The 23,827-nt window shown below is 65.5% G+C and carries 18 protein-coding genes, 2 tRNA genes and 1 pseudogene; 18 read left to right on the forward strand and 3 right to left on the reverse strand.

What is annotated here, in order from left to right; genetic code table 11:
* The 18 genes and pseudogenes from AC07Q9_RS25825 to AC07Q9_RS25910 form a co-directional block, all read left to right on the forward strand.
* Nucleotides 1-123, forward strand: a 123-nt coding sequence (locus tag AC07Q9_RS25825) for an EF-Tu C-terminal domain-related protein (RefSeq protein WP_455342413.1), incomplete at its 5' end; no start/stop codon positions are given.
* A gap of 21 nt (nt 124-144) precedes the next feature.
* A tRNA-Trp gene (locus tag AC07Q9_RS25830) sits at nt 145-220 on the forward strand.
* 101 nt (nt 221-321) lie between these two features.
* Nucleotides 322-705 (forward strand): preprotein translocase subunit SecE, encoded by a 384-nt coding sequence (gene secE / locus AC07Q9_RS25835; RefSeq protein ID WP_062479313.1) that lies wholly within the window; start codon nt 322-324, stop codon nt 703-705.
* Entirely contained in the window at nt 705-1,325 is a 621-nt protein-coding gene (nusG, locus tag AC07Q9_RS25840) for a transcription termination/antitermination protein NusG (protein ID WP_495312262.1), read from the forward strand. Before secE ends, nusG begins: the two co-directional genes overlap by 1 nt.
* 141 nt (nt 1,326-1,466) lie before the next feature.
* Nucleotides 1,467-1,898: a 50S ribosomal protein L11 gene (rplK, locus tag AC07Q9_RS25845; protein WP_056584627.1), complete on the forward strand. Its 432-nt coding sequence runs from the start codon at nt 1,467-1,469 to the stop codon at nt 1,896-1,898.
* Nucleotides 1,899-2,597, forward strand: a complete 699-nt coding sequence (gene rplA / locus AC07Q9_RS25850; RefSeq protein WP_056584630.1) for a 50S ribosomal protein L1 — start codon at nt 1,899-1,901, stop codon at nt 2,595-2,597. It begins immediately after the preceding gene.
* Between the two features lie 246 nt (nt 2,598-2,843).
* A complete protein-coding gene (gene rplJ, locus AC07Q9_RS25855; RefSeq protein WP_056584633.1) occupies nt 2,844-3,383 on the forward strand; it encodes a 50S ribosomal protein L10 in 540 nt (179 codons plus the stop codon).
* 47 nt (nt 3,384-3,430) lie between these two features.
* Nucleotides 3,431-3,805, forward strand: coding sequence for a 50S ribosomal protein L7/L12 (gene rplL / locus AC07Q9_RS25860; RefSeq protein WP_489060755.1), 375 nt, complete (start codon nt 3,431-3,433; stop codon nt 3,803-3,805).
* A gap of 301 nt (nt 3,806-4,106) precedes the next feature.
* On the forward strand, nt 4,107-8,231 hold the full coding sequence (gene rpoB, locus AC07Q9_RS25865) for a DNA-directed RNA polymerase subunit beta (protein ID WP_489060757.1): 4,125 nt from the start codon (nt 4,107-4,109) through the stop codon (nt 8,229-8,231).
* 21 nt (nt 8,232-8,252) lie between these two features.
* Nucleotides 8,253-12,488, forward strand: coding sequence for a DNA-directed RNA polymerase subunit beta' (gene rpoC / locus AC07Q9_RS25870; protein WP_489060759.1), 4,236 nt, complete (start codon nt 8,253-8,255; stop codon nt 12,486-12,488).
* Between the two features lie 115 nt (nt 12,489-12,603).
* The gene (locus tag AC07Q9_RS25875; protein WP_139701540.1) at nt 12,604-13,203 is read left to right on the forward strand and encodes a LemA family protein; all 600 of its coding nucleotides are present in this window, start codon (nt 12,604-12,606) and stop codon (nt 13,201-13,203) included.
* A 94-nt stretch (nt 13,204-13,297) separates the two neighbouring features.
* A complete protein-coding gene (gene rsmB / locus AC07Q9_RS25880) occupies nt 13,298-14,686 on the forward strand; it encodes a 16S rRNA (cytosine(967)-C(5))-methyltransferase RsmB (protein WP_495312263.1) in 1,389 nt (462 codons plus the stop codon).
* Nucleotides 14,664-15,308, forward strand: a complete 645-nt coding sequence (locus tag AC07Q9_RS25885) for a DUF4390 domain-containing protein (RefSeq protein ID WP_489060766.1) — start codon at nt 14,664-14,666, stop codon at nt 15,306-15,308. Before rsmB ends, AC07Q9_RS25885 begins: the two co-directional genes overlap by 23 nt.
* Nucleotides 15,305-17,635, forward strand: a complete 2,331-nt coding sequence (locus AC07Q9_RS25890) for a sensor histidine kinase (RefSeq protein ID WP_495312264.1) — start codon at nt 15,305-15,307, stop codon at nt 17,633-17,635. The genes AC07Q9_RS25885 and AC07Q9_RS25890 overlap by 4 nt, the downstream gene beginning before the upstream one ends.
* 77 nt (nt 17,636-17,712) lie before the next feature.
* Nucleotides 17,713-18,414, forward strand: a complete 702-nt coding sequence (locus AC07Q9_RS25895; protein WP_062480363.1) for a response regulator — start codon at nt 17,713-17,715, stop codon at nt 18,412-18,414.
* Nucleotides 18,415-18,432: 18 nt separating this feature from the next.
* Nucleotides 18,433-18,508: transfer RNA gene (locus AC07Q9_RS25900), tRNA-Phe, on the forward strand.
* Between the two features lie 281 nt (nt 18,509-18,789).
* A pseudogene (locus AC07Q9_RS25905) lies at nt 18,790-18,975 on the forward strand (electron transfer flavoprotein subunit beta/FixA family protein); the annotation flags it as partial.
* On the forward strand, nt 18,963-19,187 hold the full coding sequence (locus AC07Q9_RS25910; RefSeq protein WP_495312265.1) for a hypothetical protein: 225 nt from the start codon (nt 18,963-18,965) through the stop codon (nt 19,185-19,187). The pseudogene AC07Q9_RS25905 and the gene AC07Q9_RS25910, both read left to right, overlap by 13 nt.
* 26 nt (nt 19,188-19,213) lie before the next feature.
* Here the strand turns inward: AC07Q9_RS25910 and AC07Q9_RS25915 are convergent, their stop codons facing one another.
* The 3 genes from AC07Q9_RS25915 to AC07Q9_RS25925 all read right to left on the reverse strand — a co-directional run bounded on the left by AC07Q9_RS25915 (nt 19,214) and on the right by AC07Q9_RS25925 (nt 23,781).
* A complete protein-coding gene (locus tag AC07Q9_RS25915; RefSeq protein WP_492678901.1) occupies nt 19,214-19,966 on the reverse strand; it encodes a winged helix-turn-helix domain-containing protein in 753 nt (250 codons plus the stop codon).
* A 210-nt stretch (nt 19,967-20,176) separates the two neighbouring features.
* Complete coding sequence (locus AC07Q9_RS25920; RefSeq protein ID WP_495312266.1) at nt 20,177-21,172, reverse strand: fimbrial protein; 996 nt, start codon at nt 21,170-21,172, stop codon at nt 20,177-20,179.
* Nucleotides 21,169-23,781 (reverse strand): fimbria/pilus outer membrane usher protein, encoded by a 2,613-nt coding sequence (locus AC07Q9_RS25925; protein ID WP_495312267.1) that lies wholly within the window; start codon nt 23,779-23,781, stop codon nt 21,169-21,171. The genes AC07Q9_RS25920 and AC07Q9_RS25925 overlap by 4 nt, the downstream gene beginning before the upstream one ends.
* Nucleotides 23,782-23,827: the final 46 nt, after the last annotated feature.

The following is a 23,827-nucleotide window of genomic DNA, read 5'->3' on the forward strand; positions in this document are numbered from 1 at the left end:
AACGTCAGCATCACCGTCAAGCTGATCAACCCGATCGCGATGGAAGAAGGCCTGCGCTTCGCCATCCGTGAAGGCGGTCGTACCGTGGGTTCGGGCGTCGTGGCCAAGATCCTCGACATCTAAGCCAAGCGTAAAGAGTGCCGGAGGGGTATAGCTCAATTGGCAGAGCGTCGGTCTCCAAAACCGAAGGTTGTAGGTTCGATTCCTACTGCCCCTGCCACCTAGGTGGCACCCCGACAAGCCCATCGCGATCCGATGGGCTTCGGCGTCTCAAGAGACGCATTGAATTGAAGGCCGCAAGGTCACAGGAAATCAGCCGACATGGCCACTTCTCAAATCGAAACCGTGAGCACGGGTGCCGACAAAGCCAAGCTGGCTGCGGCGGTGGTGCTGGCAGTGGGCGCGATCGTCGCGTTCTACCTGCTGTCGCGCCAAGGCTCGCTGGTGCAATGGGCTGCGCTGCTGGTCGGCCTGGCCGCGGCCGTGGGCGCCTTCGGCAGCTCCGAGAATGGCCGTCAGCTGTGGGCTTTCGGTCGTGACTCGTGGCGCGAGGTCAAGAAGGTCGTGTGGCCGACCCGCAAGGAATCGATGCAGATGACGGCCTATGTGTTCGCCTTCGTGGCGATCATGTCCGTCTTCCTCTGGCTCACCGACAAGACGCTCGAATGGGTGTTCTTTGACCTCATTCTGGGCTGGAGAAAATAATGACCGCTGATCCAGTGAATGCAGTTGAAACCACGCCGAGCACGCCGGAAGAAGAGCAAAACCCTCTCCTGGCTCCCGCCACCAACCCTGATCTGCGTTGGTACGTGGTGCATGCCTACTCGGGCATGGAGAAGGCTGTCGAGCGCAACATCACCGAGCGCATCACCCGCGCCGGCATGCAGGACAAGTTCGGCCGCATCCTGGTTCCGACCGAAGAAGTGGTCGAGATCAAGAACGGCCAGAAGCGCACCACCGAGCGTCGCTTCTTCCCGGGCTACGTGCTGGTCGAAATGATCATGGACGACGAGAGCTGGCACCTGGTGAAGCACACCAACAAGGTGACGGGTTTCGTGGGCGGCGCCAAGAACCGTCCGGCCCCGATCTCGCAGAAAGAGGTCGAGGACATCGTCAACCAGATGCAGCAGGGCACCGAGAAGCCGCGGCACAAGGTCGAGTTCACCGTGGGTGAGTTCGTGCGCGTCAAGGAAGGCCCGTTCACCGACTTCAATGGCACGGTGGAAGACGTCAACTACGAGAAGAGCAAGGTCAGTGTGTCGGTCATGATTTTCGGCCGCGCCACCCCTGTGGAGCTCGAATTCGGTCAGGTCGAGAAGACCTGATCCCATGGCCTGCCTTCGGGTGGGCCTGCCAGTTTCCGGCTGCGCGTTGTCCGACTCGGCGCGCGGCCTTGATCGAAGAGTCGTTTAACCCCGGGGAGCCGCGGCGAAAGCCAAGGCGATATCACCCGCAAGGAGCAAAGCATGGCGAAAAAAATCGTCGGCTTCATCAAGCTGCAAGTGCCAGCTGGTAAGGCCAACCCGTCCCCGCCGATCGGTCCCGCACTGGGTCAGCGCGGTCTGAACATCATGGAGTTCTGCAAGGCGTTCAACGCGCAAACCCAAGGCGTCGAGCCGGGTCTGCCGCTGCCGGTGGTCATCACCGCGTTCGCTGACAAGAGCTTCACCTTCATCATCAAGACGCCCCCGGCGATCACCTTGATCAAGAAGGCCATCAAGCTGGACAAGGGCTCGGCCCGTCCGCACACCGACAAGGTCGGCAAGATCACGCGCGCTCAGCTCGAAGAAATTGCCAAGGCCAAGATGAAGGACCTGACTGCCGCCGACCTCGACGCAGCAGTTCGCACCATCGCCGGCTCGGCCCGCTCGATGGGCGTGAATGTGGAGGGCGTGTAAATGTCCAAGATCACCAAGAAGCAAAAGTCGCTCGAAGGCAAGGTCGACAGCAACAAGCTGTACCCCCTGGCTGACGCCATCGTCATCGTCAAGGACGCCGCCACCGCCAAGTTCGACGAATCGATCGACGTGGCCGTGCAGCTCGGCATCGACGCGAAGAAGTCGGACCAGGTGGTTCGCGGTGCTGTCGTGCTGCCGAACGGCACCGGCAAGACCAAGCGCGTCGCCGTGTTCGCCCAAGGCGCCAAGGCTGAAGAAGCCAAGGCCGCCGGCGCCGACATCGTCGGTATGGACGACCTGGCTGCGATGGTCAAGGCTGGCGACATGCCTTTCGACGTCGTGATCGCTGCCCCTGACGCTATGCGCGTCGTCGGTACGCTCGGTCAGATCCTCGGCCCGCGCGGCCTGATGCCCAACCCCAAGGTTGGCACCGTGACGCCTGACGTCGCCACCGCTGTCAAGAACGCCAAGGCTGGCCAGGTCCAGTTCCGCGTCGACAAGGCCGGCATCATCCACGGCACGATCGGCCGTCGCTCGTTCGACAACGACAAGCTGCAAGGCAACCTCGCTGCGCTGATCGACGCTCTGGTCAAGGCCAAGCCCGCGACCAGCAAGGGTGTGTACCTGCGCAAGGTGGCTGTGTCGTCGACCATGGGTCTGGGTGTCCGCGTGGACACGCAAACCATCTCGGCGAGCTAAAGAGATTTGCCCGCTCCCGCAAGGAGAGGGCAGATGTGGTGGGTCGCGGCAGCTTCGGTTGCCGCGAGCCATCCAAGACCGCTGGTGTGCAGGGCGCTGCACTTAATGGCCGGATCGATCCTTCCGGTATCCAGCGCAGATGGCGACCCCACTGCAAGGAATTTGATTTTTGTTCCGAAACAGTTGGTCGCTGCATGAAGCGCGATCCGAGGCCCCGGCCGAAGGTCGCATTAAAAGGAGTAGACCTTGAGTCTGAATCGCAGTGAGAAAGAAGCGGTCATCAGTGATGTGACCAGCCTCGCCGCAAAAGCTCAAACGCTCGTGATGGCGGAATACCGTGGCATCACGGTGGCCGATATGACCAAACTGCGCAGCGAAGCGCGCAGCAACGGTGTGACCCTGAGTGTTCTGAAGAACACGCTGGCTCGCCGTGCTGTCGCTGGCAGCCCGTTTGAGATCGTCGGCGACCAGATGACCGGTCCGCTGATCTATGGCTTCTCCGAAGACGCTGTGGCTGCCGCTAAGGTGGTGGCCAATTTCGCGAAGACCAACGACAAGTTGGTGATTCGCGGTGGCGCATTCGGTGGCAAGGCCCTGGACGTCGAAGGCGTGAAGCAACTGGCCAACATCCCTTCCAAGGAAGTGCTGCTGGCGCAACTGCTGGGCTTGATGCAATCCCCGATCTCTCGTACCGCCCGCGTGCTCGCGGCGCTGGCCGAGAAGCGTGGTGGTGGCGAAGCTGCACCCGTCGCCGATGCACCGGCAGAAGAAGCGCAGGCCGCCTGAGCGCGCCCTCGTTTTTGAATATTCAACCCAATTGTTAGGAAACAAAAATGGCATTCGATAAAGACGCATTTCTGACCGCGCTCGACAGCATGACGGTCCTGGAACTCAACGACCTGGTGAAAGCCATCGAAGAGAAGTTTGGCGTGAGCGCCGCAGCCATGTCGGCACCCGCTGCCGGCGGTGGCGCTGCTGCTGCAGTCGCTGAAGAGCAAACCGAATTCAACGTCATGCTGATGGATGCTGGCGCGAACAAGGTGTCGGCGATCAAGGCCGTGCGCGAAATCACCGGCCTGGGCCTCAAGGAAGCCAAGGACCTGGTGGAAGCCGCTCCCAAGGCTGTCAAGGAAGGCCTGTCGAAGGCTGACGCTGAAGCCGCCAAGAAGAAGCTGGAAGATGCCGGCGCCAAGGTGGAACTGAAGTAATTCAGACCCCCTAGAGGGCTGGAGGTGCCTGAAAAGGCCCTCCAGCCTTTGCCGCTTTCAGAGCGCACCCAAAAGCCGGCTTGGCGCCGGTTTTCTCAGAGACCGAAAGGTCGATGAAAAAGCAAAAGCCAAGACGATTTTTGAGTGTCTTCTGAACCCGACTGCAGAAGACCCCTTGGTTCGGGCGATGTGCAATGCATCGCCGTCCGCCAACGGCTGGTAGTGGCCAGCCGCCAAGCAGTGGTGCCGTTCGCCCGGCATTGCTGACAAGTCGCTGAAGATCTCAAGCACCGGAGCTCTCATGGCCCAATCGTCCGCGTACAGTTACACCGAACGCAAGCGCATCCGAAAAAGTTTCGGTAACCGCGACAGCGTCGTCGAAATCCCTTACCTGCTGCAGATGCAGAAAGACGCGTACACCGCGTTCCTGCAAGCCGGCATCGCCCCCAAACAACGCACCGTCGAAGGCCTGCAGGCCGCGTTCGACGCCGCCTTCCCGATCGTCTCGCACAACGGTTTCGTCGAGATGAAGTTCCTCGAGTACAACCTGGCGAAGCCGGCGTTCGATGTGCGTGAGTGCCAGACCCGCGGTCTGACCTTCGCCTCGGCCGTGCGCGCCAAGGTGCAGCTCATCATCTATGACCGCGAGTCGTCGACCTCGCAGTCCAAGGTGGTCAAGGAAGTGAAGGAACAAGAGGTCTACATGGGCGAAGTGCCGCTCATGACCGACAAGGGTTCGTTCATCATCAACGGCACCGAGCGCGTGATCGTCTCGCAGCTGCACCGTTCGCCTGGCGTGTTCTTCGAACACGACAAGGGCAAGACGCACAGCTCGGGCAAGCTGCTGTTCTCGGCCCGCGTGATTCCCTACCGCGGTTCGTGGCTCGACTTCGAGTTCGACCCGAAGGACATGCTGTACTTCCGCGTGGACCGTCGCCGCAAGATGCCGGTCACGATCCTGCTGAAGGCCATCGGCCTGAACCCGGAATCGATCCTCGCGAACTTCTTCGTGAACGACAACTTCCGCCTGATGGACAGCGGCGCGCAGATGGAGTTCGTCTCCGAGCGCCTGCGCGGCGAAGTCGCGCGCTTCGACATCACCGACAAGTCGGGCAAGGTCGTGGTCGCCAAGGACAAGCGCGTCACCGCGCGCCACACGCGTGAGCTCGAGCAGGGCGGCACCACGCACATCAGCGTGCCGGAAGACTTCCTGATCGGCCGCGTGATCGCCCGCAACATCGTCGACGCCGACTCCGGCGAAATCCTGGCCAAGGCCAACGACGAGCTGACCGAAGCGCTGCTCAAGAAGCTGCGCACGGCCGGCGTGCAGGACATCCAGGTCATCTACACGAACGAACTGGACCAGGGCGCGTACATCTCGCAAACGCTGCGCATCGACGAAACCGTCGATGAGTTCGCCGCGCGCGTGGCCATCTACCGCATGATGCGCCCCGGCGAGCCGCCGACGGAAGACGCGGTGCAGGCCCTGTTCCAGCGCCTGTTCTACAACCCGGACACGTACGACCTGTCGCGCGTGGGCCGCATGAAGTTCAACGCCAAGGTCGGCCGCGACGAATCGACCGGCCCGATGGTGCTGACCAACGAAGACATCCTGGCCGTGGTCAAGATCCTCGTGGACCTGCGCAACGGCAACGGCGAAGTCGACGACATCGACCACCTGGGCAACCGCCGCGTGCGTTGCGTCGGCGAACTGGCCGAAAACCAGTACCGCACCGGCCTGGCACGTATCGAGAAGGCCGTGAAGGAACGTCTGGGTCAGGCCGAGCAAGAGCCGCTGATGCCGCACGACCTGATCAACAGCAAGCCGATCTCGGCTGCGCTGAAGGAATTCTTCGGTGCGTCGCAGCTGTCGCAGTTCATGGACCAGACGAACCCGCTGTCCGAAATCACCCACAAGCGCCGCGTGTCGGCTCTTGGCCCGGGTGGTCTGACGCGTGAACGTGCAGGCTTCGAAGTGCGCGACGTGCACGTGACCCACTACGGCCGCGTGTGCCCGATCGAAACGCCTGAAGGCCCGAACATCGGTCTGATCAACTCGCTGGCCCTGTACGCCCGCCTGAACGAATACGGCTTCATCGAGACGCCGTACCGCCGCGTGGTCGACAGCAAGGTCACGATGGACATCGACTACCTGTCGGCCATCGAAGAAGGCAAGTACGTCATCGCCCAGGCCAATGCGGTCCTGGACAAGGACGGCACGCTGACCGGCGACCTGGTCTCGGCGCGTGAAGCCGGCGAATCGATCCTGGTCGGTGCCGAGCGCATCCAGTACATGGACGTGTCGCCTGCGCAGATCGTGTCGGTGGCTGCCTCGCTCGTGCCGTTCCTGGAGCACGACGATGCGAACCGCGCGTTGATGGGCGCCAACATGCAGCGTCAGGCCGTGCCTGTGCTGCGTCCCGAAAAGCCGATGGTCGGTACCGGCATCGAGCGCGTTTCCGCGGTCGATTCGGGCACCGTGGTCACGGCCACCCGCGGCGGTATCGTCGACTACGTCGATGCGACCCGTGTCGTGGTGCGCGTGAACGACGCCGAAGCGGCTGCCGGTGAAGTCGGTGTGGACATCTACAACCTGATCAAGTATCAGCGTTCGAACCAGAACACCAACATCCACCAGCGTCCGATCGTCAAGCGCGGCGACAAGATCGCCAAGGGCGACGTGGTGGCCGACGGCGCATCGACCGACCTCGGCGAACTGGCCCTCGGCCAGAACATGCTGATCGCGTTCATGCCCTGGAACGGCTACAACTTCGAAGACTCGATCCTGATCTCGGAACGCGTCGTCGCCGAAGACCGCTACACCTCGATCCACATCGAGGAACTGGTGGTGATGGCCCGCGACACGAAGCTGGGCGCCGAAGAAATCACGCGCGACATCCCGAACCTGGCCGAGCAGCAGCTCAATCGCCTCGACGAATCCGGCATCATCTATGTCGGCGCCGAAGTGCAGCCGGGCGACACGCTGGTGGGCAAGGTCACGCCGAAGGGCGAGACCACGCTGACGCCGGAAGAGAAGCTGCTTCGCGCCATCTTCGGCGAGAAGGCTTCCGACGTGAAGGACACCTCGCTGCGTGTGGACCAGGGCTCGCAAGGCACCGTGATCGACGTGCAGGTGTTCACCCGTGAAGGCATCCAGCGCGACAAGCGCGCCCAGCAGATCATCGACGATGAACTCAAGCGCTTCCGCCTCGACCTGAACGACCAGCTGCGCATCGTCGAAGCCGACGCGTTCGACCGTATCGAGAAGCTGCTGACCGGCAAGGTCGCCAACGGCGGCCCGAACAAGCTGGCCAAGGGCACCAAGCTCGACAAGGCCTACCTGTCGTCGGTCGAGAAGTTCCACTGGTTCGACATCCGTCCGGCGGAAGACGAAGTGGCTTCGCAGCTCGAGTCGATCAAGAACTCGCTCGAGCAAACGCGCCACAGCTTCGACCTCGCGTTCGAAGAAAAGCGCAAGAAGCTCACGCAAGGCGACGAGCTGCCCGCGGGCGTGCTCAAGATGGTCAAGGTCTACCTGGCCGTCAAGCGCCGCCTGCAACCCGGCGACAAGATGGCCGGCCGTCACGGCAACAAGGGTGTGGTGTCCAAGATCGTTCCGGTCGAAGACATGCCTCACATGGCCGACGGCACGCCGTGCGACATCTGCCTGAACCCGCTGGGCGTGCCTTCGCGGATGAACGTGGGCCAGGTGCTTGAAGTGCACTTGGGCTGGGCCGGCAAGGGCATCGGCCAGCGCATCGGCGACCTGCTGCAGCAAGAGGCCAAGGTGGCCGAGCTGCGCAAGTTCCTGGAGCAGCTGTACAACGGCTCGGGCCGCAAGGAAGAGCTCGACCAACTGAGCGACACCGAGCTGCTCGCCATGGCGGCCAACCTGCAAAGCGGCGCGACCTTCGCGACGCCGGTGTTCGACGGCGCCTCGGAAGAAGAAATCCGCGGCATGCTGAAGCTCGCCTACCCGGACGACATCGCCAAGCTCAAGGGCCTGACCGATACGCGCACGCAGGCGTACCTGTACGACGGCCGCACCGGCGACCAGTTCGAGCGTCCCGTCACCGTCGGCTACATGCACTTCTTGAAGCTGCACCACTTGGTGGACGACAAGATGCACGCCCGTTCGACCGGTCCGTACTCGCTCGTCACGCAGCAACCGCTGGGCGGCAAGGCGCAGTTCGGCGGCCAGCGTTTCGGTGAAATGGAAGTGTGGGCGCTGGAAGCTTACGGCGCCGCCTACGTCCTGCAGGAAATGCTGACCGTGAAGTCCGACGACGTGCAAGGCCGTACCAAGGTGTACGAAAGCATCGTCAAGGGCGAGCACTCGATCGAAGCCGGCATGCCGGAATCGTTCAACGTGCTGGTCAAGGAAATTCGTTCGCTGGGTCTCGACATCGAGCTCGAGCGTTCCTAAGTTGAAAAGGGAAAGAGTCTTATGAAATCGCTACTCGACCTGTTCAAGCAATTCACGCCCGATGAGCATTTCGATGCCATCAAGATCGGCATGGCTTCGCCCGAGAAGATCCGTTCGTGGTCTTTCGGCGAGGTGAAGAAGCCTGAGACGATCAACTACCGCACGTTCAAGCCCGAGCGCGACGGTCTGTTCTGCGCCAAGATCTTCGGCCCCATCAAGGACTACGAGTGCCTGTGCGGCAAGTACAAGCGCCTGAAGCACCGCGGCGTGATCTGCGAGAAGTGCGGCGTTGAAGTCACGCAGACCAAGGTGCGTCGCGAGCGCATGGGTCACATCGACCTGGCCGCGCCCTGCGCCCACATCTGGTTCCTGAAGTCGCTGCCGTCGCGCCTGGGCCTCGTGCTCGACATGACGCTGCGCGACATCGAACGCGTGCTGTACTTCGAAGCGTACGTGATCACCGACCCCGGCATGACCCCGCTGAAGAAGTTCGGCATCATGTCCGAGGACGACTACGACGCCAAGCGCAAGGAATACGGTGACGAGTTCATCGCCAAGATGGGCGCCGAAGGCATCAAGGACCTGCTCGAAGGCATCGAACTCGACAGCGAGATCGAACGCCTGCGCGGCGACCTGACCGGCTCCGAAGTCAAGGTCAAGAAGAACTCCAAGCGCCTGAAGGTGCTCGAGGCCTTCCGCAAGTCGGGCATCAAGCCCAACTGGATGGTGCTCGAAGTGCTGCCCGTGCTGCCGCCGGACCTGCGTCCGCTGGTGCCGCTGGACGGCGGTCGCTTTGCGACCTCCGACCTGAACGACCTGTATCGCCGAGTCATCAACCGCAACTCGCGTCTGCGCCGCCTGCTGGAGCTGAAGGCTCCGGAAATCATCGCGCGCAACGAAAAGCGGATGCTGCAAGAGGCTGTCGACTCGCTGCTGGACAACGGTCGTCGCGGCAAGGCCATGACGGGCGCCAACAAGCGCGCACTGAAGTCGCTGGCCGACATGATCAAGGGCAAGAGCGGTCGTTTCCGCCAGAACTTGCTGGGCAAGCGCGTGGACTACTCGGGCCGTTCGGTCATCGTGGTGGGCCCGACGCTCAAGCTGCACCAGTGCGGCCTGCCCAAGCTGATGGCGCTCGAACTGTTCAAGCCCTTCATCTTCTCGCGTCTCGAAGCCATGGGCATCGCGACGACGATCAAGGCCGCCAAGAAGGAAGTCGAATCGGGCACGCCGGTGGTCTGGGACATCCTGGAAGAAGTGATCAAGGAACACCCGGTCATGCTGAACCGTGCGCCTACGCTGCACCGTTTGGGCATCCAGGCGTTCGAGCCGATCCTGATCGAAGGCAAGGCCATCCAGCTGCACCCGCTCGTTTGCGCGGCCTTCAACGCCGACTTCGACGGCGACCAGATGGCTGTCCACGTGCCGCTGTCGGTGGAAGCGCAGATGGAAGCCCGCACGCTGATGCTGGCCTCCAACAACGTGCTGTTCCCGGCTTCGGGCGAACCGTCGATCGTTCCTTCGCAGGACGTGGTGCTGGGTCTGTACTACACGACCCGCGACCGCATCAACGGCAAGGGCGAGGGCCTGATCTTCTCCGACATCGGTGAAGTGCAGCGCGCGCTGGACGCCAACGAAGTCGAACTCACTGCCAAGGTCGCGGTGCGTATCACGGAGTACACCAAGGACAAGGAAACCGGCGTGTTCACGCCGTCGACCTCGCTCGTGGACACCACCGTGGGCCGTGCCCTGCTGTCCGAGATCCTGCCGAAGGGCCTGCCGTTCTCGAACATCAACAAGGCGCTGAAGAAGAAGGAAATCTCCAAGCTCATCAACGTCTCGTTCCGCAAGTGCGGCCTGAAAGAGACCGTCGTGTTCGCCGACAAGCTGCTGCAAAACGGCTTCCGCCTGGCGACCAAGGCCGGCATCTCGATCGCGATCGACGACATGCTGGTGCCCGCTGAAAAGCACGGCATCATCGAGCGCTCGGCCAAGGAAGTGAAGGAGATCGAACAGCAGTACGTCTCCGGTCTCGTGACCTCCGGTGAGCGCTACAACAAGGTGGTGGACATCTGGGGCAAGGCTGGCGACGAAGTGTCGAAGGTCATGATGGCCAAGCTCTCGAAGCAGAAGGTCATCGACCGCCACGGCAAGGAAGTCGAGCAGGAGTCCTTCAACTCCATCTACATGATGGCCGACTCCGGCGCCCGCGGTTCCGCAGCGCAGATTCGCCAGGTGGCCGGTATGCGGGGCCTGATGGCCAAGCCGGACGGCTCGATCATCGAGACGCCCATTACCGCGAACTTCCGCGAAGGCCTGAACGTGTTGGAGTACTTCATCTCCACCCACGGTGCCCGTAAGGGTCTGGCCGACACGGCGCTGAAGACGGCGAATTCGGGTTACCTGACCCGTCGTCTGGTCGACGTGACGCAAGACCTGGTCGTGACCGAGCAGGACTGCGGCACGCACGGCGGCTACCTGATGCGCGCGATCGTCGAAGGCGGTGAAGTGATCGAGTCGCTGCGCGACCGAATCCTGGGCCGCTCGGCGGCGGACGACGTGCTGCACCCGGAAAACCGTTCGGTGCTGCTCAAGGCCGGCGAGATGTTCGACGAAGACAACATCGAAGCACTGGAAGCCCAGGGCGTCGACGAAGTCAAGGTCCGCACCGCGCTGACCTGCGAAACGCGTTTCGGCATTTGCGCGACCTGCTACGGCCGCGACCTGGGCCGCGGCGGCCTGATCAACATCGGCGAAGCCGTCGGTGTGATCGCTGCCCAGTCCATCGGCGAACCCGGCACGCAGCTGACGATGCGTACCTTCCACATCGGTGGTGCCGCTTCGCGCGCTGCCATCGCCTCGAGCGTGGAAGCCAAGTCGAACGGCTCGATCGGCTTCAACGCCACGATGCGCTACGTGACCAACAGCAAGAGCGAGCTGGTCGTGATTTCGCGTTCGGGCGAGATCGTCATCCATGACGAGCACGGCCGTGAGCGCGAGCGTCACAAGGTGCCGTACGGCGCCACGTTGACGGTCAAGGCCGACCAGCAGATCAAGGCCGGCCACGTGCTCGCCAACTGGGACCCGCTGACCCGCCCGATCATTACCGAGTTCGCCGGCAAGGCGCAGTTCGAGAACGTCGAGGAAGGCCTGACGGTCGCCAAGCAGGTGGACGAAGTGACCGGTCTGTCGACCCTGGTCGTGATCGACCCGAAGCGCCGCGGCGCTGCCAAGGTCGTGCGTCCGCAGGTCAAGCTGATCGACGCCCAAGGCCTCGAAGTGAAGATCCCCGGCACCGACCACTCGGTGACGATCGGCTTCCCGATCGGCGCCCTGGTGCAGATCCGCGACGGTCAGGACGTGGGCCCCGGCGAAGTGCTGGCACGCATCCCGGTCGAAGGTCAGAAGACCCGAGACATCACCGGCGGTCTGCCGCGCGTGGCCGAGCTGTTCGAAGCCCGTTCGCCGAAGGACAAGGGCATGCTGGCCGAAATGACCGGTACCGTGTCGTTCGGCAAGGAGACCAAGGGCAAGATCCGCCTGCAGATCACCGATCCCGAAGGCGGCGTCTACGAAGACCTCGTGCCGAAGGAAAAGAACATCCTGGTGCACGAAGGCCAGGTGGTGAACAAGGGCGAAAGCGTGGTCGACGGTCCGGCGGACCCGCAGGACATCCTGCGCCTGCTGGGTTCGGAAGAACTCGCGCGCTACATCGTGGACGAAGTGCAGGACGTGTACCGTTTGCAGGGTGTGAAGATCAACGACAAGCACATCGAGGTGATCGTTCGCCAGATGCTGCGCCGCGTCGTGGTCGACAACATCGGCGACACGAGCTACATCTCCGGCGAACAGGTCGAACGCAGCGAAATGCTCAACACCAACGACGCCCTGCGCGCCGAAGGCAAGATCCCCGCGACGTTCACCAACCTGCTGCTGGGTATCACGAAGGCCTCGCTCTCGACCGACTCGTTCATCTCGGCCGCTTCGTTCCAGGAAACGACGCGCGTGCTGACCGAAGCCGCGATCATGGGCAAGCGCGACGAGCTGCGCGGTCTGAAGGAAAACGTCATCGTCGGTCGCCTGATTCCCGCGGGCACCGGCATGGCGTACCACCAGGCCCGCAAGGTCAAGGACGCCATGGACGAAGCCGAGCGCCGCGCCATCGCCGAGTCGGAAGCCGCCGATCTGGCCGGCTCGAGCGACAGCGATGCGACGACCAGCACGGTGGACGCCAACGAAGGCGCCGCGACCGAATAACTGGTTAGCATCACCGGCATGACCGGTTGCCCACGCCCCCCGACCGCTCTGGTCGGGGGGCGTTTTTCTTTGTGTTTCCTGGGTTCCGACCGATGACCAAGAGGTTCTGTTTCCGATGAGCGTCCTGCCCGATTCGCTGGCCGGATGGCTCGTTGCCGCGCTGCTGCTGTTCTGGTTCGTGGGCGCCTACAACCGGCTCGTGCGTCTGCGCGCGGCCGTGCTCCAGGCCTACGCCGTGCTCGACGTGGCACTGCGCAAGCAGCTCGATTTCGTCCAGGCCAGCATCACCGCCGCGCCCCGGCCCGAGACGCCGCCCGAAGGCGCGCCCACCGTGGCGCCGTTGCAGGCCGCCACGACGCAACTCGCGACCCTGCTCGGCGCGACGCGGGTGCGCCCGCTCGACCCGGGCAGCATGGCGGCGCTGGCCACCGCGCTGCAGGTGCTCATCGCCGCATGGCGGCGCCAGTACCCGGGCGCGGTCACCGTGTTCGACGCGGACGGCACGCTGTCGCGGCCCGCGCCGCTGATGCCCGGCCTGGGTGGCGCGTCCGATCCGGCCGCGCCCATCGCCTGGCCCGAGCCGTCGGCGGCGGCGGAAATCGCGCGCGGCCAGTTCAACCTGGCCGTGGCGCAGTACAACGCCGGCATCGCCCAGTTCCCGGCGCTGCTGGTGGCCTGGATCGTGCGACTGCGGCCGGCGGCGCCCTTGCTCTGACCGGCCTCGACCCGACGACAGGCGGGTAACGCCTTCGTTTCCATTCCCACCGCGCGGCGTGCTGTCTTTCTCGCCCGTTACCATCGGCTCCAACTTGCCAGCAGATCTCTCCTTCGACCCCTCTTCGGGCAGCGCCTCCTCGGCGCCGCAACAACCGCCGCTCTGGCGCCAACTGCAACTGACCGCAGGGGCGCTGGCGTCGATTCGCGCCGGCACCTCGGGCACCGTCGCGTTCGAGGCCGTCGAGCCCGCGCTGCGCCCCGGCGTGCAGGCCCTGGGCTTCCAGGTGCTGCGCTGGCTCGGCCGCGCCGAGGCGCTGCGCCGCCACCTGGCCAAGCGCACGCCGCCGCCACTGCCCGACGCCCTGCTGTGCACCGCGCTCGCGCTGGCCTGGCACAGCGACCACGCCCCCTACGAACCCTTCACGCTGGTCGATCAGGCCGTGGAAGCCGCCAAGCGCAACCCGGCGACGCGGGCGCAGGCCAGCTTCATCAACGCCTGCCTGCGCCGCTTCCTGCGTGAGCGCGACGAACTCGTGGCCGCCACCGACACCGAACCGGTCGCGCAGTGGAACCATCCGCGCTGGTGGATCGAGCGCCTCAAGCGCGACCACCCGCGCGACTGGCAGCGCGTGCTGTCGGCCGACAACGCCCAGGCGCCGATGACCTTGCGCGTGAACGCCCTGCAATCGACACCGGCCGCGTACCTGCTGGAGTTGGAGGCCGTGGGCCTCGGCGCCACGCGCGTCGGCGTCGACGGCCTGCAGCTCACACGGGCCCGCCCGGTGCAGCAGCTGCCCGGTTTCGCCGACGGCGCCTGCTCCGTGCAGGACGCCGCCGCGCAGCTCGCGGCCCCCTTGCTGCTCGACGGCCTGCTGCCCGCCAAGCCCGGCGCCGTGCCGCTGCGCGTGCTCGACGCCTGCGCCGCCCCCGGCGGCAAGACCGCGCACCTGATCGAACGGGCCGGCGCCCACGCCATCGAGGTGACCGCGCTGGAGGTCGATGCCATGCGCAGCCGCCGCATCGACGAGACGCTCGCCCGCCTCGGCCTGAAGGCCAAGGTGGTGGTGGCCGATGCCGGCCGCCCCACCGACTGGTGGGACGGCGCCCTGTTCGACGCCATCCTGCTGGACGCGCCGTGCACCGCCTCGGGCATCGTGCGGCGCCATCCCGATGTGCGCTGGCTGCGCCGCGAGAGCGACACCGCCCAGCTGGCGACCCAGCAGGCGACGCTCTTGGCCGCGCTCTGGCCGCTCGTGCGGCCCGGCGGCCGGCTGCTTTACTGCACCTGTTCCGTGTTCCGCGAAGAAGGCTCGCAACAAATTGATGCGTTTCTTGTACGCAACACCGATGCCCGATTGCTGCCGTCCCCGGGACACTTGCTGCCTCAAAGTGGGGCGAATGCCCGTGGCGTCCCGGACAATCCCCCTGGTGACCACGACGGCTTCTTCTACGCCCTGCTTGAAAAACCCGCGCCGCACTGACGGCCGCCGGTCGATCCTGCTGGCCGGCCTGCTGCTGGTCTGGGCCCTGTGGATGGCCCTGTTCCCGGCCGCCGCCACCGCCCAGGCCCGCGCCGGTGGCGCCACCATCACCCAGATGCGGCTGGAGCAGGCCGACGACGGCGTGTACCTGAGCGCCGCCGTGCAGTTCGAGCTGCCCACCTTGGTGGAAGACGTGCTCGACAAGGGCATCGCCATCTACTTCGTGGCCGAAGCCGAGGTCTTCCAGGAGCGCTGGTACTGGACCGACCGCAAGGTCGCCCAGGTGGCACGCCACATGCGGCTGGCCTACCAGCCCCTCACGCGCCGCTGGCGGCTGAACGTGTCGCCGGTGCCCATTACCGGCGCCGCCGGCTTCGGCATCTCGCTGAACCAGAACTTCGACAGCCTCGGCGACGCGCTCGAGGCCATCAAGCGCATCGGCCGGCTGCGGCTGGGCGACGCCGCCGAGATCGGCGACGAGCCGCTGCACCAGGTCACCTTCCGCTTCCGGCTCGACACCTCGCAGCTGCCGCGTCCCTTCCAGATCGGCATGGTCGGGCAGGCCGAATGGAACATCGCCGCCGAGCGCACCGCCCGGCTGCCGCTGGAGAAGCAGCGGTGAGCACCAAGCCGCGCAGCGGCGCCGCGGCCACGCCTGCCGCCCGCCGCTCGCGCGCGTTGCGCTGGGCCGTGGGCGTCGGCGCCGCGATGGTCACCGCCATCGGCCTGGTGCTGATGTTCCTGCTCGCGCAGGCCACCAACAACCGCGCGCTGTACGAGCGCTACTACGTGCGCCTGTTCGGCATCAACGTGGTGGTGGCCGTGCTGCTGGTGCTGGTGATCGGCTGGGTCGCGTTCCGGCTGCTGCGGCGGCTGCGCCAGGGCAAGTTCGGCAGCCGGCTGCTGATCAAGCTCGCCGCCATCTTCGCGCTCGTGGGCGTGGTGCCGGGGGCGCTGGTCTACGTGGTGTCCTACCAGTTCGTCGCGCGCTCGATCGAGAGCTGGTTCGACGTCAAGGTCGAAGGCGCGCTCGATGCCGGCCTGAACCTGGGCCGCGCCACGCTCGATTCGCTCTCCGACGACCTCGCTGCGAAAACCCGCACCGCCAGCGCCCAGCTGGCGCAGGTGCCTGACGCGAGCGCGGGGCTGCTGCTGGAGCGCATCCGCGACCAGCTCGAAGCCAGCGACGTGATCCTCTGGACCGGCTCGGGCCAGCTGGTGGCCAGCGCCGGGGCGTCGCGCTTCCAGCTCAACCCCGAGCGGCCAACGGCGCAGCAGTTCCGCCAGGTGCGGCCCGACCGCGCCGTCGCGCATGTCGAGGGCCTGGAAGAAACCGCACTGCCCAGTGCCACGCCGCCGAGCGCCAGCGTGCGCGCGCTGGCCATGGTGCAGCGTCCGGGCTTCGACTTCGACACCGCACCGCGCTACCTGCAGGTCACGCGGCCGCTGCCGCCGGCCGTGGTCGCCAACGCCCTGGCCGTGCAGGAGGCCAACCGCGAGTACCAGGAGCGCGCGCTCGCGCGCGAGGGGCTGCGCCGCATGTACATCGGCACGCTCACGCTGAGCCTGTTCCTCGCGGTGTTCGGCGCCGTGCTGCTGGCCGTGCTCTTCGGCAACCAGCTGGCGCGCCCGCTGCTCGTGCTGGCCGACGGCGTGCGCCAGGTGGCCGCCGGCGACCTGCGGCCCACCGCCGTGCTGCAAGGCAAGGACGAGCTGGGCGGCCTCACGCGCTCCTTCGCCGTCATGACGCAGCAATTGGCCGATGCGCGCGGCGCGGTCGAGAAGACCATGGACCAGCTCGATGCCGCCCGCGGCAACCTGCAGACCATCCTCGACAACCTGACCTCGGGCGTGATCGTGCTCGACGCCAAGGGCACCGTGCTGTCCACCAATCCGGGCGCCACCCGCGTGCTGCGCGCGCCGCTCGCCGCCTATGAAGGCAAGGCGCTGGTCGAGGTGCCGGGGCTGGCCGACTTCGGCGCCAAGGTGCAGCAGCAGTTCGACGAGTTCCTGGTCGAGCGCATGCAGCACGGCCTGGACCACTGGCAGCACGCCTTCGAGCTGCACGCCACGGGCCACGACCTGCCGCAGCAGGACGACGCCATCAACATCGTGGCGCGCGGCGCCGAGTTGCCGGGCGATGCGCGGCTGCTGGTGTTCGACGACATCTCGGAAATTGTCTCGGCCCAGCGCGCACAGGCCTGGGGCGAGGTGGCGCGGCGCCTGGCGCACGAGATCAAGAACCCGCTCACGCCGATCCAGCTGTCGGCCGAGCGGCTGGAGATGAAGCTTTCGGGCAAGGTGGCGGCCCCCGAGCAGGCCATCCTGGTGAAGTCGGTCAAGACCATCGTCGACCAGGTCGATGCGATGAAGCGGCTGGTGAACGAATTCCGCGACTACGCACGGCTGCCCGCTGCCGACCTCAAACCGGTCGACCTCAATGCGCTGCTGGCCGACGTGCTGCAGCTGTACCACGCCGAGAACCTGCCGATCACGTTGCGCTCGGAGCTCGACGAGCGCTGCCCGCCCGTGCGCGGCGATGAGCAGCAGATCCGCCAGGTCGTGCACAACCTGCTGCAGAACGCACAGGACGCCGCCGAGGCCGCCGCCAGCGGCACGGGCCGGGTGGGCGAGGTCGTCATCCGCACCCGCCTGGGCGATTCGGGCCAGCGCGTGCGCCTCACCGTGCAGGACAGCGGGCCCGGCTTTGCCGAAAATATTCTCAAGCGCGCCTTCGAGCCCTACGTCACGACGAAAACAAAAGGTACCGGTTTGGGCCTGGCCGTCGTCAAGAAGATCGCCGACGAGCATGGCGCGCGCATCGAGCTTTCCAACCGTGTCGTCGACGGGGCTGTGGCAGGGGCGCAAGTCTCGCTATCATTCGCGCTGGCAGGCGAACCGCGGGCAGCGGTCGCTCACACCGAAGATTCGAAATCTTCGTCCGCCTGAGTACCGGCGAATCCAGCGCATAGGGGCTGGATCGGGAGCGGATCAATACACACCAGCGCATACAACAAGCAGCACTCATGGCAAACATTCTCGTGGTCGATGACGAGCTGGGCATCAGGGACCTGCTCTTCGAAATTCTCAATGACGAAGGCCACAACGTGGAGCTCGCGGAAAACGCCGCCGAAGCCCGCGCGGCCCGACAACGCGCCCGGCCCGATCTCGTGCTGCTCGATATCTGGATGCCGGACACCGACGGCGTCACCTTGCTCAAGGAGTGGTCCACCGCGGGCCTGCTGAGCATGCCCGTCATCATGATGAGCGGGCACGCCACCATCGACACCGCGGTCGATGCCACGCGCATCGGCGCCTTCGCGTTCCTCGAAAAACCCATCACGCTGCAGAAGCTGCTCAAGGCGGTGGAGCAGGGGCTGGCGCGCGAGAGCGCCCGCCGCACCGCCGCCGGCGTGGTGCCGCCGCCCACCGGCGCCCACCAGGCTGCCGCAATCACCACCACGGGCGACAGCCTGTTGATGGCGTCGCTGGCGGCCGTGCCGGTGGCCGATGCGGGCCCGCAGTCGACCCAGAGCTTCGACCTCGACCGCCCGCTGCGCGATGCGCGCGATGGTTTCGAGAAGGCCTACTTCGAGTTCCACCTCGCGATGGAAAACGGTTCGATGACCCGCGTGGCGGAGAAAACCGGCCTCGAGCGCACCCATCTTTATAGAAAACTCAAACAACTTGGCGTGGACCTTTCGCGAGGCCGCAGAAGCGCTGTATAATTTGAGGCTGCACACCAAGGCCCGGTAGCTCAGTTGGTAGAGCAGCGGATTGAAAATCCGCGTGTCGGTGGTTCGATTCCGCCCCAGGCCACCACTCTTCGAAGCCCCTGATTCCGAACGGAATCAGGGGCTTTTCAGTTTGTGGGCCCAGCTCACGCACCCACACCGCCTTTTGCCTGCAAGGCGGGGAGCTTCGCGAGAAGTTCTCCCATTGACCTCCCCGAAAGAACGCCCGCGAGCCGCGGGCCGTCGCGACCCTGTCAGCCGTCCTCTCGCGTGGTCTCGCGGCCAGGCGGCGGAACTACCCAACGCGGGGAGGGATTCCGGCCACCGTGCCCGATCTATTGCAGAGCATCGAACGGATGGATGCGGAAAGTGAAAGCACTGGAGGCAATCAAGCGCGTCGTCGACGCCAACGTGAAGGCGCAGGTCAAGTCGGACGGTTTCGACATCGAGTTGGCCAACGTCAAGATGAGCATGAACCTCTTCGACGAGATCGCTGCCGAAGAAGCGGTTCGGCTGAAGGAGATTCGCCACCGCACCCCGGCATGCTGCCTGAGCGCTTGAGTGCCGTCTGCATTCCGTGCGACGACGTGCGGGCGACATTGTTGGGGCTCGACGCGGGGCAGATCGAGCGGCGTCGCAGCGAAGAGGTGATCCAGGGCGACGAATACCAGGCGCCATCGGGTTCGCTGTCGCTGGTCGTTGGATCGGCAATGGAATCCCCAAAAAAACGACCTTCGGAAGAGGTCGCTTTTGTTTTCCATGGCTGAAGGAGCAGGGCGCCGTGGCCCTGGTTTCACATCCGGTAAGGCGGTGCGGGCGTGCTGACCGAGACCAGCTGGTAACCCTGCCCGTAGACCGCGCGCAGCACGAACCCATTCTCGCGCTGCAGCGACAGCTTGCGCCGCACGTTCGTGGCGCAGGCGTCGAGCGAGCGCGTGACGGGGCGCTCGGGGGGGAGCTTCCACACCGAACTCATGAGCCAGGAGCGCGTCAGCACGTTGCCGAGGTTGCGGAACAGCTCGAGCGCAAAGGAAAACTGCCGCGGCTGGAGTGCGATCTCGCGGTCGCGATGCAGCACGGTGTTGTTGCCGTCGACGAAGCGGTACTCGCCCCAGGTCCAGCGGTCTGGTGTGGTCTGGCGCGGGGTGATGCCCGCGTCCTGCTCCGTGTAGAGCGTCTGCATGTGCTGCACCAGTGCGTCGTTCGAGATGCGGCGCAGGTCGAAGTTGGTACCACTGCCCAGCAGGGGCATGTCTTCGAAATAAGAAGGCAGTGCGACCACATCCGGTTCGCCCTGCGCGGTGATGGGAAGGGCCGGCATGCCCAGCACCCAGCACACGGTGAGCAGGCTCTCGCTGCCCATGGCATCCGGGGCGGCGAGCAGCAGGTCGAAACGGCTGCCGCGGCTCAGGGTGTTCAGCAGTTCTCCGATGCTGCTGAACATGACGGGCCGGTGGCCCATGGTGCGCAGGCGGTCCTGGAGCAAGTTGCTGCGCGAGCTGCGGTTGTCCAGCAGGGCCAGGGACAGTTTTCCCTCGAGGGTCATCTGGTTGGTCTATTTCAAAGGGCTGCGAGCACCCACTGCGGAGCGTGCCTGCGACCTTGGGTCTGCCGCAAGGCGCCGGGGCTGCTTCCGCAATGTGCGAGGAGTCTTGATTCTGGGCAGAGGGCGCTTCTTTATTGATCCGATCGCGTCGCTGAATGATGCTTCCTTGACCAGCTCCTGACATGGCAACGCATCGGCCTTCGCTCGCCTCTACTTGTAGTCGATGCTGAACGTGGCGGTGCCATCCGCCCGGCCCGGTGTCACCTGGTTGCCGGTCTGGAAATAGCGGGCCGTGTAGTTCAGCACGTAGTCGCCGTTGCGCGAGGTGCCGACCAGCGTCTCTTCCCCGAACTTCACGGGCACGTTCTTCTCGTCGATCACCTGGATGCCCACGCCGGTCGCCAGGTTCGGCGCGCCTCGCGTGGGTTGCAGCACGCCCTGTTCGTTCGACGGGTCCTGTGGCGCATCCATGCGCAGATACACCGTGTTCTGCGCGTTCTGCCCGGCCTTGCAGTTGAGCTTGATGCTGAACTTGCGTTCGGCCGTGGTGCTGCCGCGGCCCTTGAAGCCGTCCTTCGGCACCTTGCCGAACTGCACCAGGATGTTGCGCGAGCCCAGGTCGACCGAACACGAGGGCGTGATGATCGTGATGCCTTCGCCCAGCAGGTTCGTCGTGAGAACCGACTGCGTGTCGGCGACGCTGTAGTACTGGGTGTAGGTACCCTGTGCGAGAGGGCCGTTGCCGGTGACGGGTGCGGTCTTGAACAGTTCCACCTGGAAGCGCGACGCCGCATTGAAACTGCTGAAGTCGTCATTGGTCGTGCGTTCGTGCGGGTAGTAGCTGACCTCTGCCTGGTTGAAGTAGCGCGACAGGCGGATGCCCACCCCGGGAACGCTGGTGGTGAACACGTAGTCGTAGCCCGGCACGGGGGTGCCCTGCAGCATCACGCCTTTCACGACGCCGCCTTTCGTGCACGTCCATGGCTTGTTGGTCGAGCCGGACAGCGGCAGGGGAAAGAGCTGCTGCTTGAACACCGTGCCCACCGTGGCGTCGTTGGGAATGACGACGCGACCGATGTTCATGTTGACGATTTTTTCCACGTAGCCCTTGGTCACGTAGCACGCGGCCTGCGCCGGGAAGGCGCACAGCAGCAGGCCCAGGGCCGAGGCGGCGGTGCATGCATTCAACAGGATGGGTCTGCTCATTTCATTCCCTTCGGTGGCGCGCTGTCCGGCGTCCGGCATTGCGCGGTCAGTTCGCGGATGGGCGGGGGGCTGGGGTCGACCGGCAGGCGGTAGGGCACCTCGCACTGGTCCGCCGCGTCCTGGCCCCAGCGCACGGTGAGGCGGCCGCTGTCGCCCGCGCCCGTGACGAAGGCCTGGCCGTCCGGTCCGACGACGCCGACTTCCTGGCCGCTCTCGTTTTCGATCCGTGCGCCCAGCGGCAGTGCGCGTCCCTTGCCGTTGGTCAGCGTGATCAGCAGCCGGTAGCCCACCGAGGTCTCGAAGCGCGCGGCCACCACGGCGCCGCGCGTGGGCACCACGTCCATGGCGGCGTTCTTGACTTCCACGGTGTCGCCCAGGTCGCCGGTGCGAAGCGCGACGCGGTTGAGCCGGTACGGGCTGAGGTTGGGAATGACGGCGTCGCCTGCCCAGTCGGTGCTCACGCCGGGGCGCGATTCGAGGCCGACGCCTTGCGCCCTGGGCGCCTGCACCAAGGCCACGGTTTCGCCCAGGGGTTGCGACAGCGTCACGCCGCCGGCATGCGCCAGCAGGCCGCCGGCCACGCCGACCGTGGTCTGGCCGTAACCCGGGCCGCGCGAATGCCCGAGGTCGAAGCGGCCCACGGGCGAGAGATAACTGGCGCTCGCGCTGCCGCTGCTGTCGCCGCCCTGGTTGGCGTGCGCCGCGGTCAGGTTGTAGGTGAGGCGGCTGTCGTCGAGTGCCGCGCCGTAGAGGCTCGCCTGCTGGACCAGCCGCCCGCCGATCTCCCGCGTGGCGGCGTACTGCGCATGGGCGCGCGTGTCGCCCAGGGGAATGGTCAGCGTGAACATGATCTGCCGGTTGGGCGCGCGGTTCAGGCTGGTGCTGTGGTTGTAGAAGACGCTGTAGCCGAACTGCCTGTAGCTGCCCGAGTAGCCGACCTGCACCAGCCGGTCCTGGGCGGAGGTGCCCCAGTAGCTCTGCTGGCGCGCCGACGCATACACCGACCCCGCCTCGCCGAGCTGCTGCGACAGTTCGAAGCGCAGCTCGTTGCGCCGGCTGTGGAACGACGCCTGCGGCTGCGGGTCCTGCATCTGCACTGCCTCCTGGAAGGTGCGGTAGCCGCTCGTCGAGTAGCGGTAGCCCGCCACGCGAAAGCTCGTGCCCGTGTCGAGGAAGGATTTCGAATACAGGAAGCGCAGCGACTGCCCGCTGTAGACCGACGTGCCGTTCAGGGGCGTGCGATCGGTGGTCCGCGCGTGGGTCAGGTCGACCGAGAAGGCGCCGAAATCGCGCAGGTTCTTGCCGGCGCCCACGAGCAGCGACTGGTACATGGAGGCCACCATGAGGCCGCCATACAGCGAGAGCTCGTTGCCCATGCCGCGCGCGAGTGTGCCTTGCAGGAAGGCCGGCCGCGCGATCGACGATGTGGCCGACGATGTCTCTTCGCTTTCTCCGCGGCGGTACCTGCCGACGGCGGCCGAGAAGCGCCACGTGCCTTCGCGCAGCAGCGTGGGCACGGCCGAGAAGGCCTGCGTGTAGCGCGTCTGCCGACCGTCGGCCTCGGCGATGCTCACTTCCAGGTCGCCGCTCGATGACGTGGGGTAGAGGTCGTCGATGACGAACGGGCCGGGCGCCACGTAGGTGCTGTAGATGATGTAGCCGTTCTGGCGCACCGTCACCCGCGCGTTGGTCTGGGCGACGCCGCGGATGGTGGGGGCGTAGCCCTGCTGGCTGTCGGGCAGCATCGCGTCGTCGGAGGCCAGCTGCACACCCCGGAACGGCAGGCTGTCGAAGAAGTTGCCGGGCGTGTTACCGTCGCCGATGCGCAGGTAGCCGTTCACCGACGCCAGGTCGCGTTGCGCATACGTGTTGACGCCTTGCCAGCGGCCCTGGCCGCCGAGGCCGCGGTTGTAGGTCGAGAAATGACGCAGGCGCCAGTCGCCGACATTGAAGCCCGCGCGCAGTCCGGCGAAGAGCGTGTTGCGCTGCGGCTTGCGCGTGTTGTCGGCGAACGGGTTGCCGTCGAAGATGTTCTGCGACGCCGTCGGCAGCGGCGCAGCGTCGCGCGTGCTGTTGCCGCTGTAGCGCGCGAAGTTCAGCTGGTAGTCCAGCATCGCGGCGGTGATGCCGCGGTCCCATTTTTCGGGGCCGACGGCCCCGCGTGCCGACCGCTTCAAGGCCGCTTGCGGGATGCTGAGCGTCAGGCGCTGCTTGCTGCCGTCGTAGGTGACGGCGGACTCGGGAATGGCCGAGGCCAGGTCGACGCAGGCGTCGTCCGCAAGGTTCGCCAGGCCGGGAAACACCGGCACGTTGAGGCCCCAGCCGTCGAGCATGCCGCGTGTGAGGCACGGGGTGGCGTCGAGCTGGCCCTCTGCCGCGGCGAAGCGGATGTCGGTCTGGCCGGTGCTGCGCTCGTTGAGCGAGACATCGACGAGGTACGTCCCGGCCAGCACGCGGTTGCCCGTGGAGAACAGGGACAGGTCCGCATGCGGCTGGTCGCCGCCGATGCTGAGAAATTCCGCATTGAAGTCGGCACCGCCCGATGGCGGCCGTGGCGCTGGTTGCTGTGCGAGGGCGGGCACGCTAAGCATGCCGAGCGCACCGAGCATCGCGGCGTGGAGTGCCGATCGGGCTGGTGCGCGAAAGACGCAGGAG

This window comes from Variovorax sp. GW821-FHT09A10, from assembly GCF_059418385.1.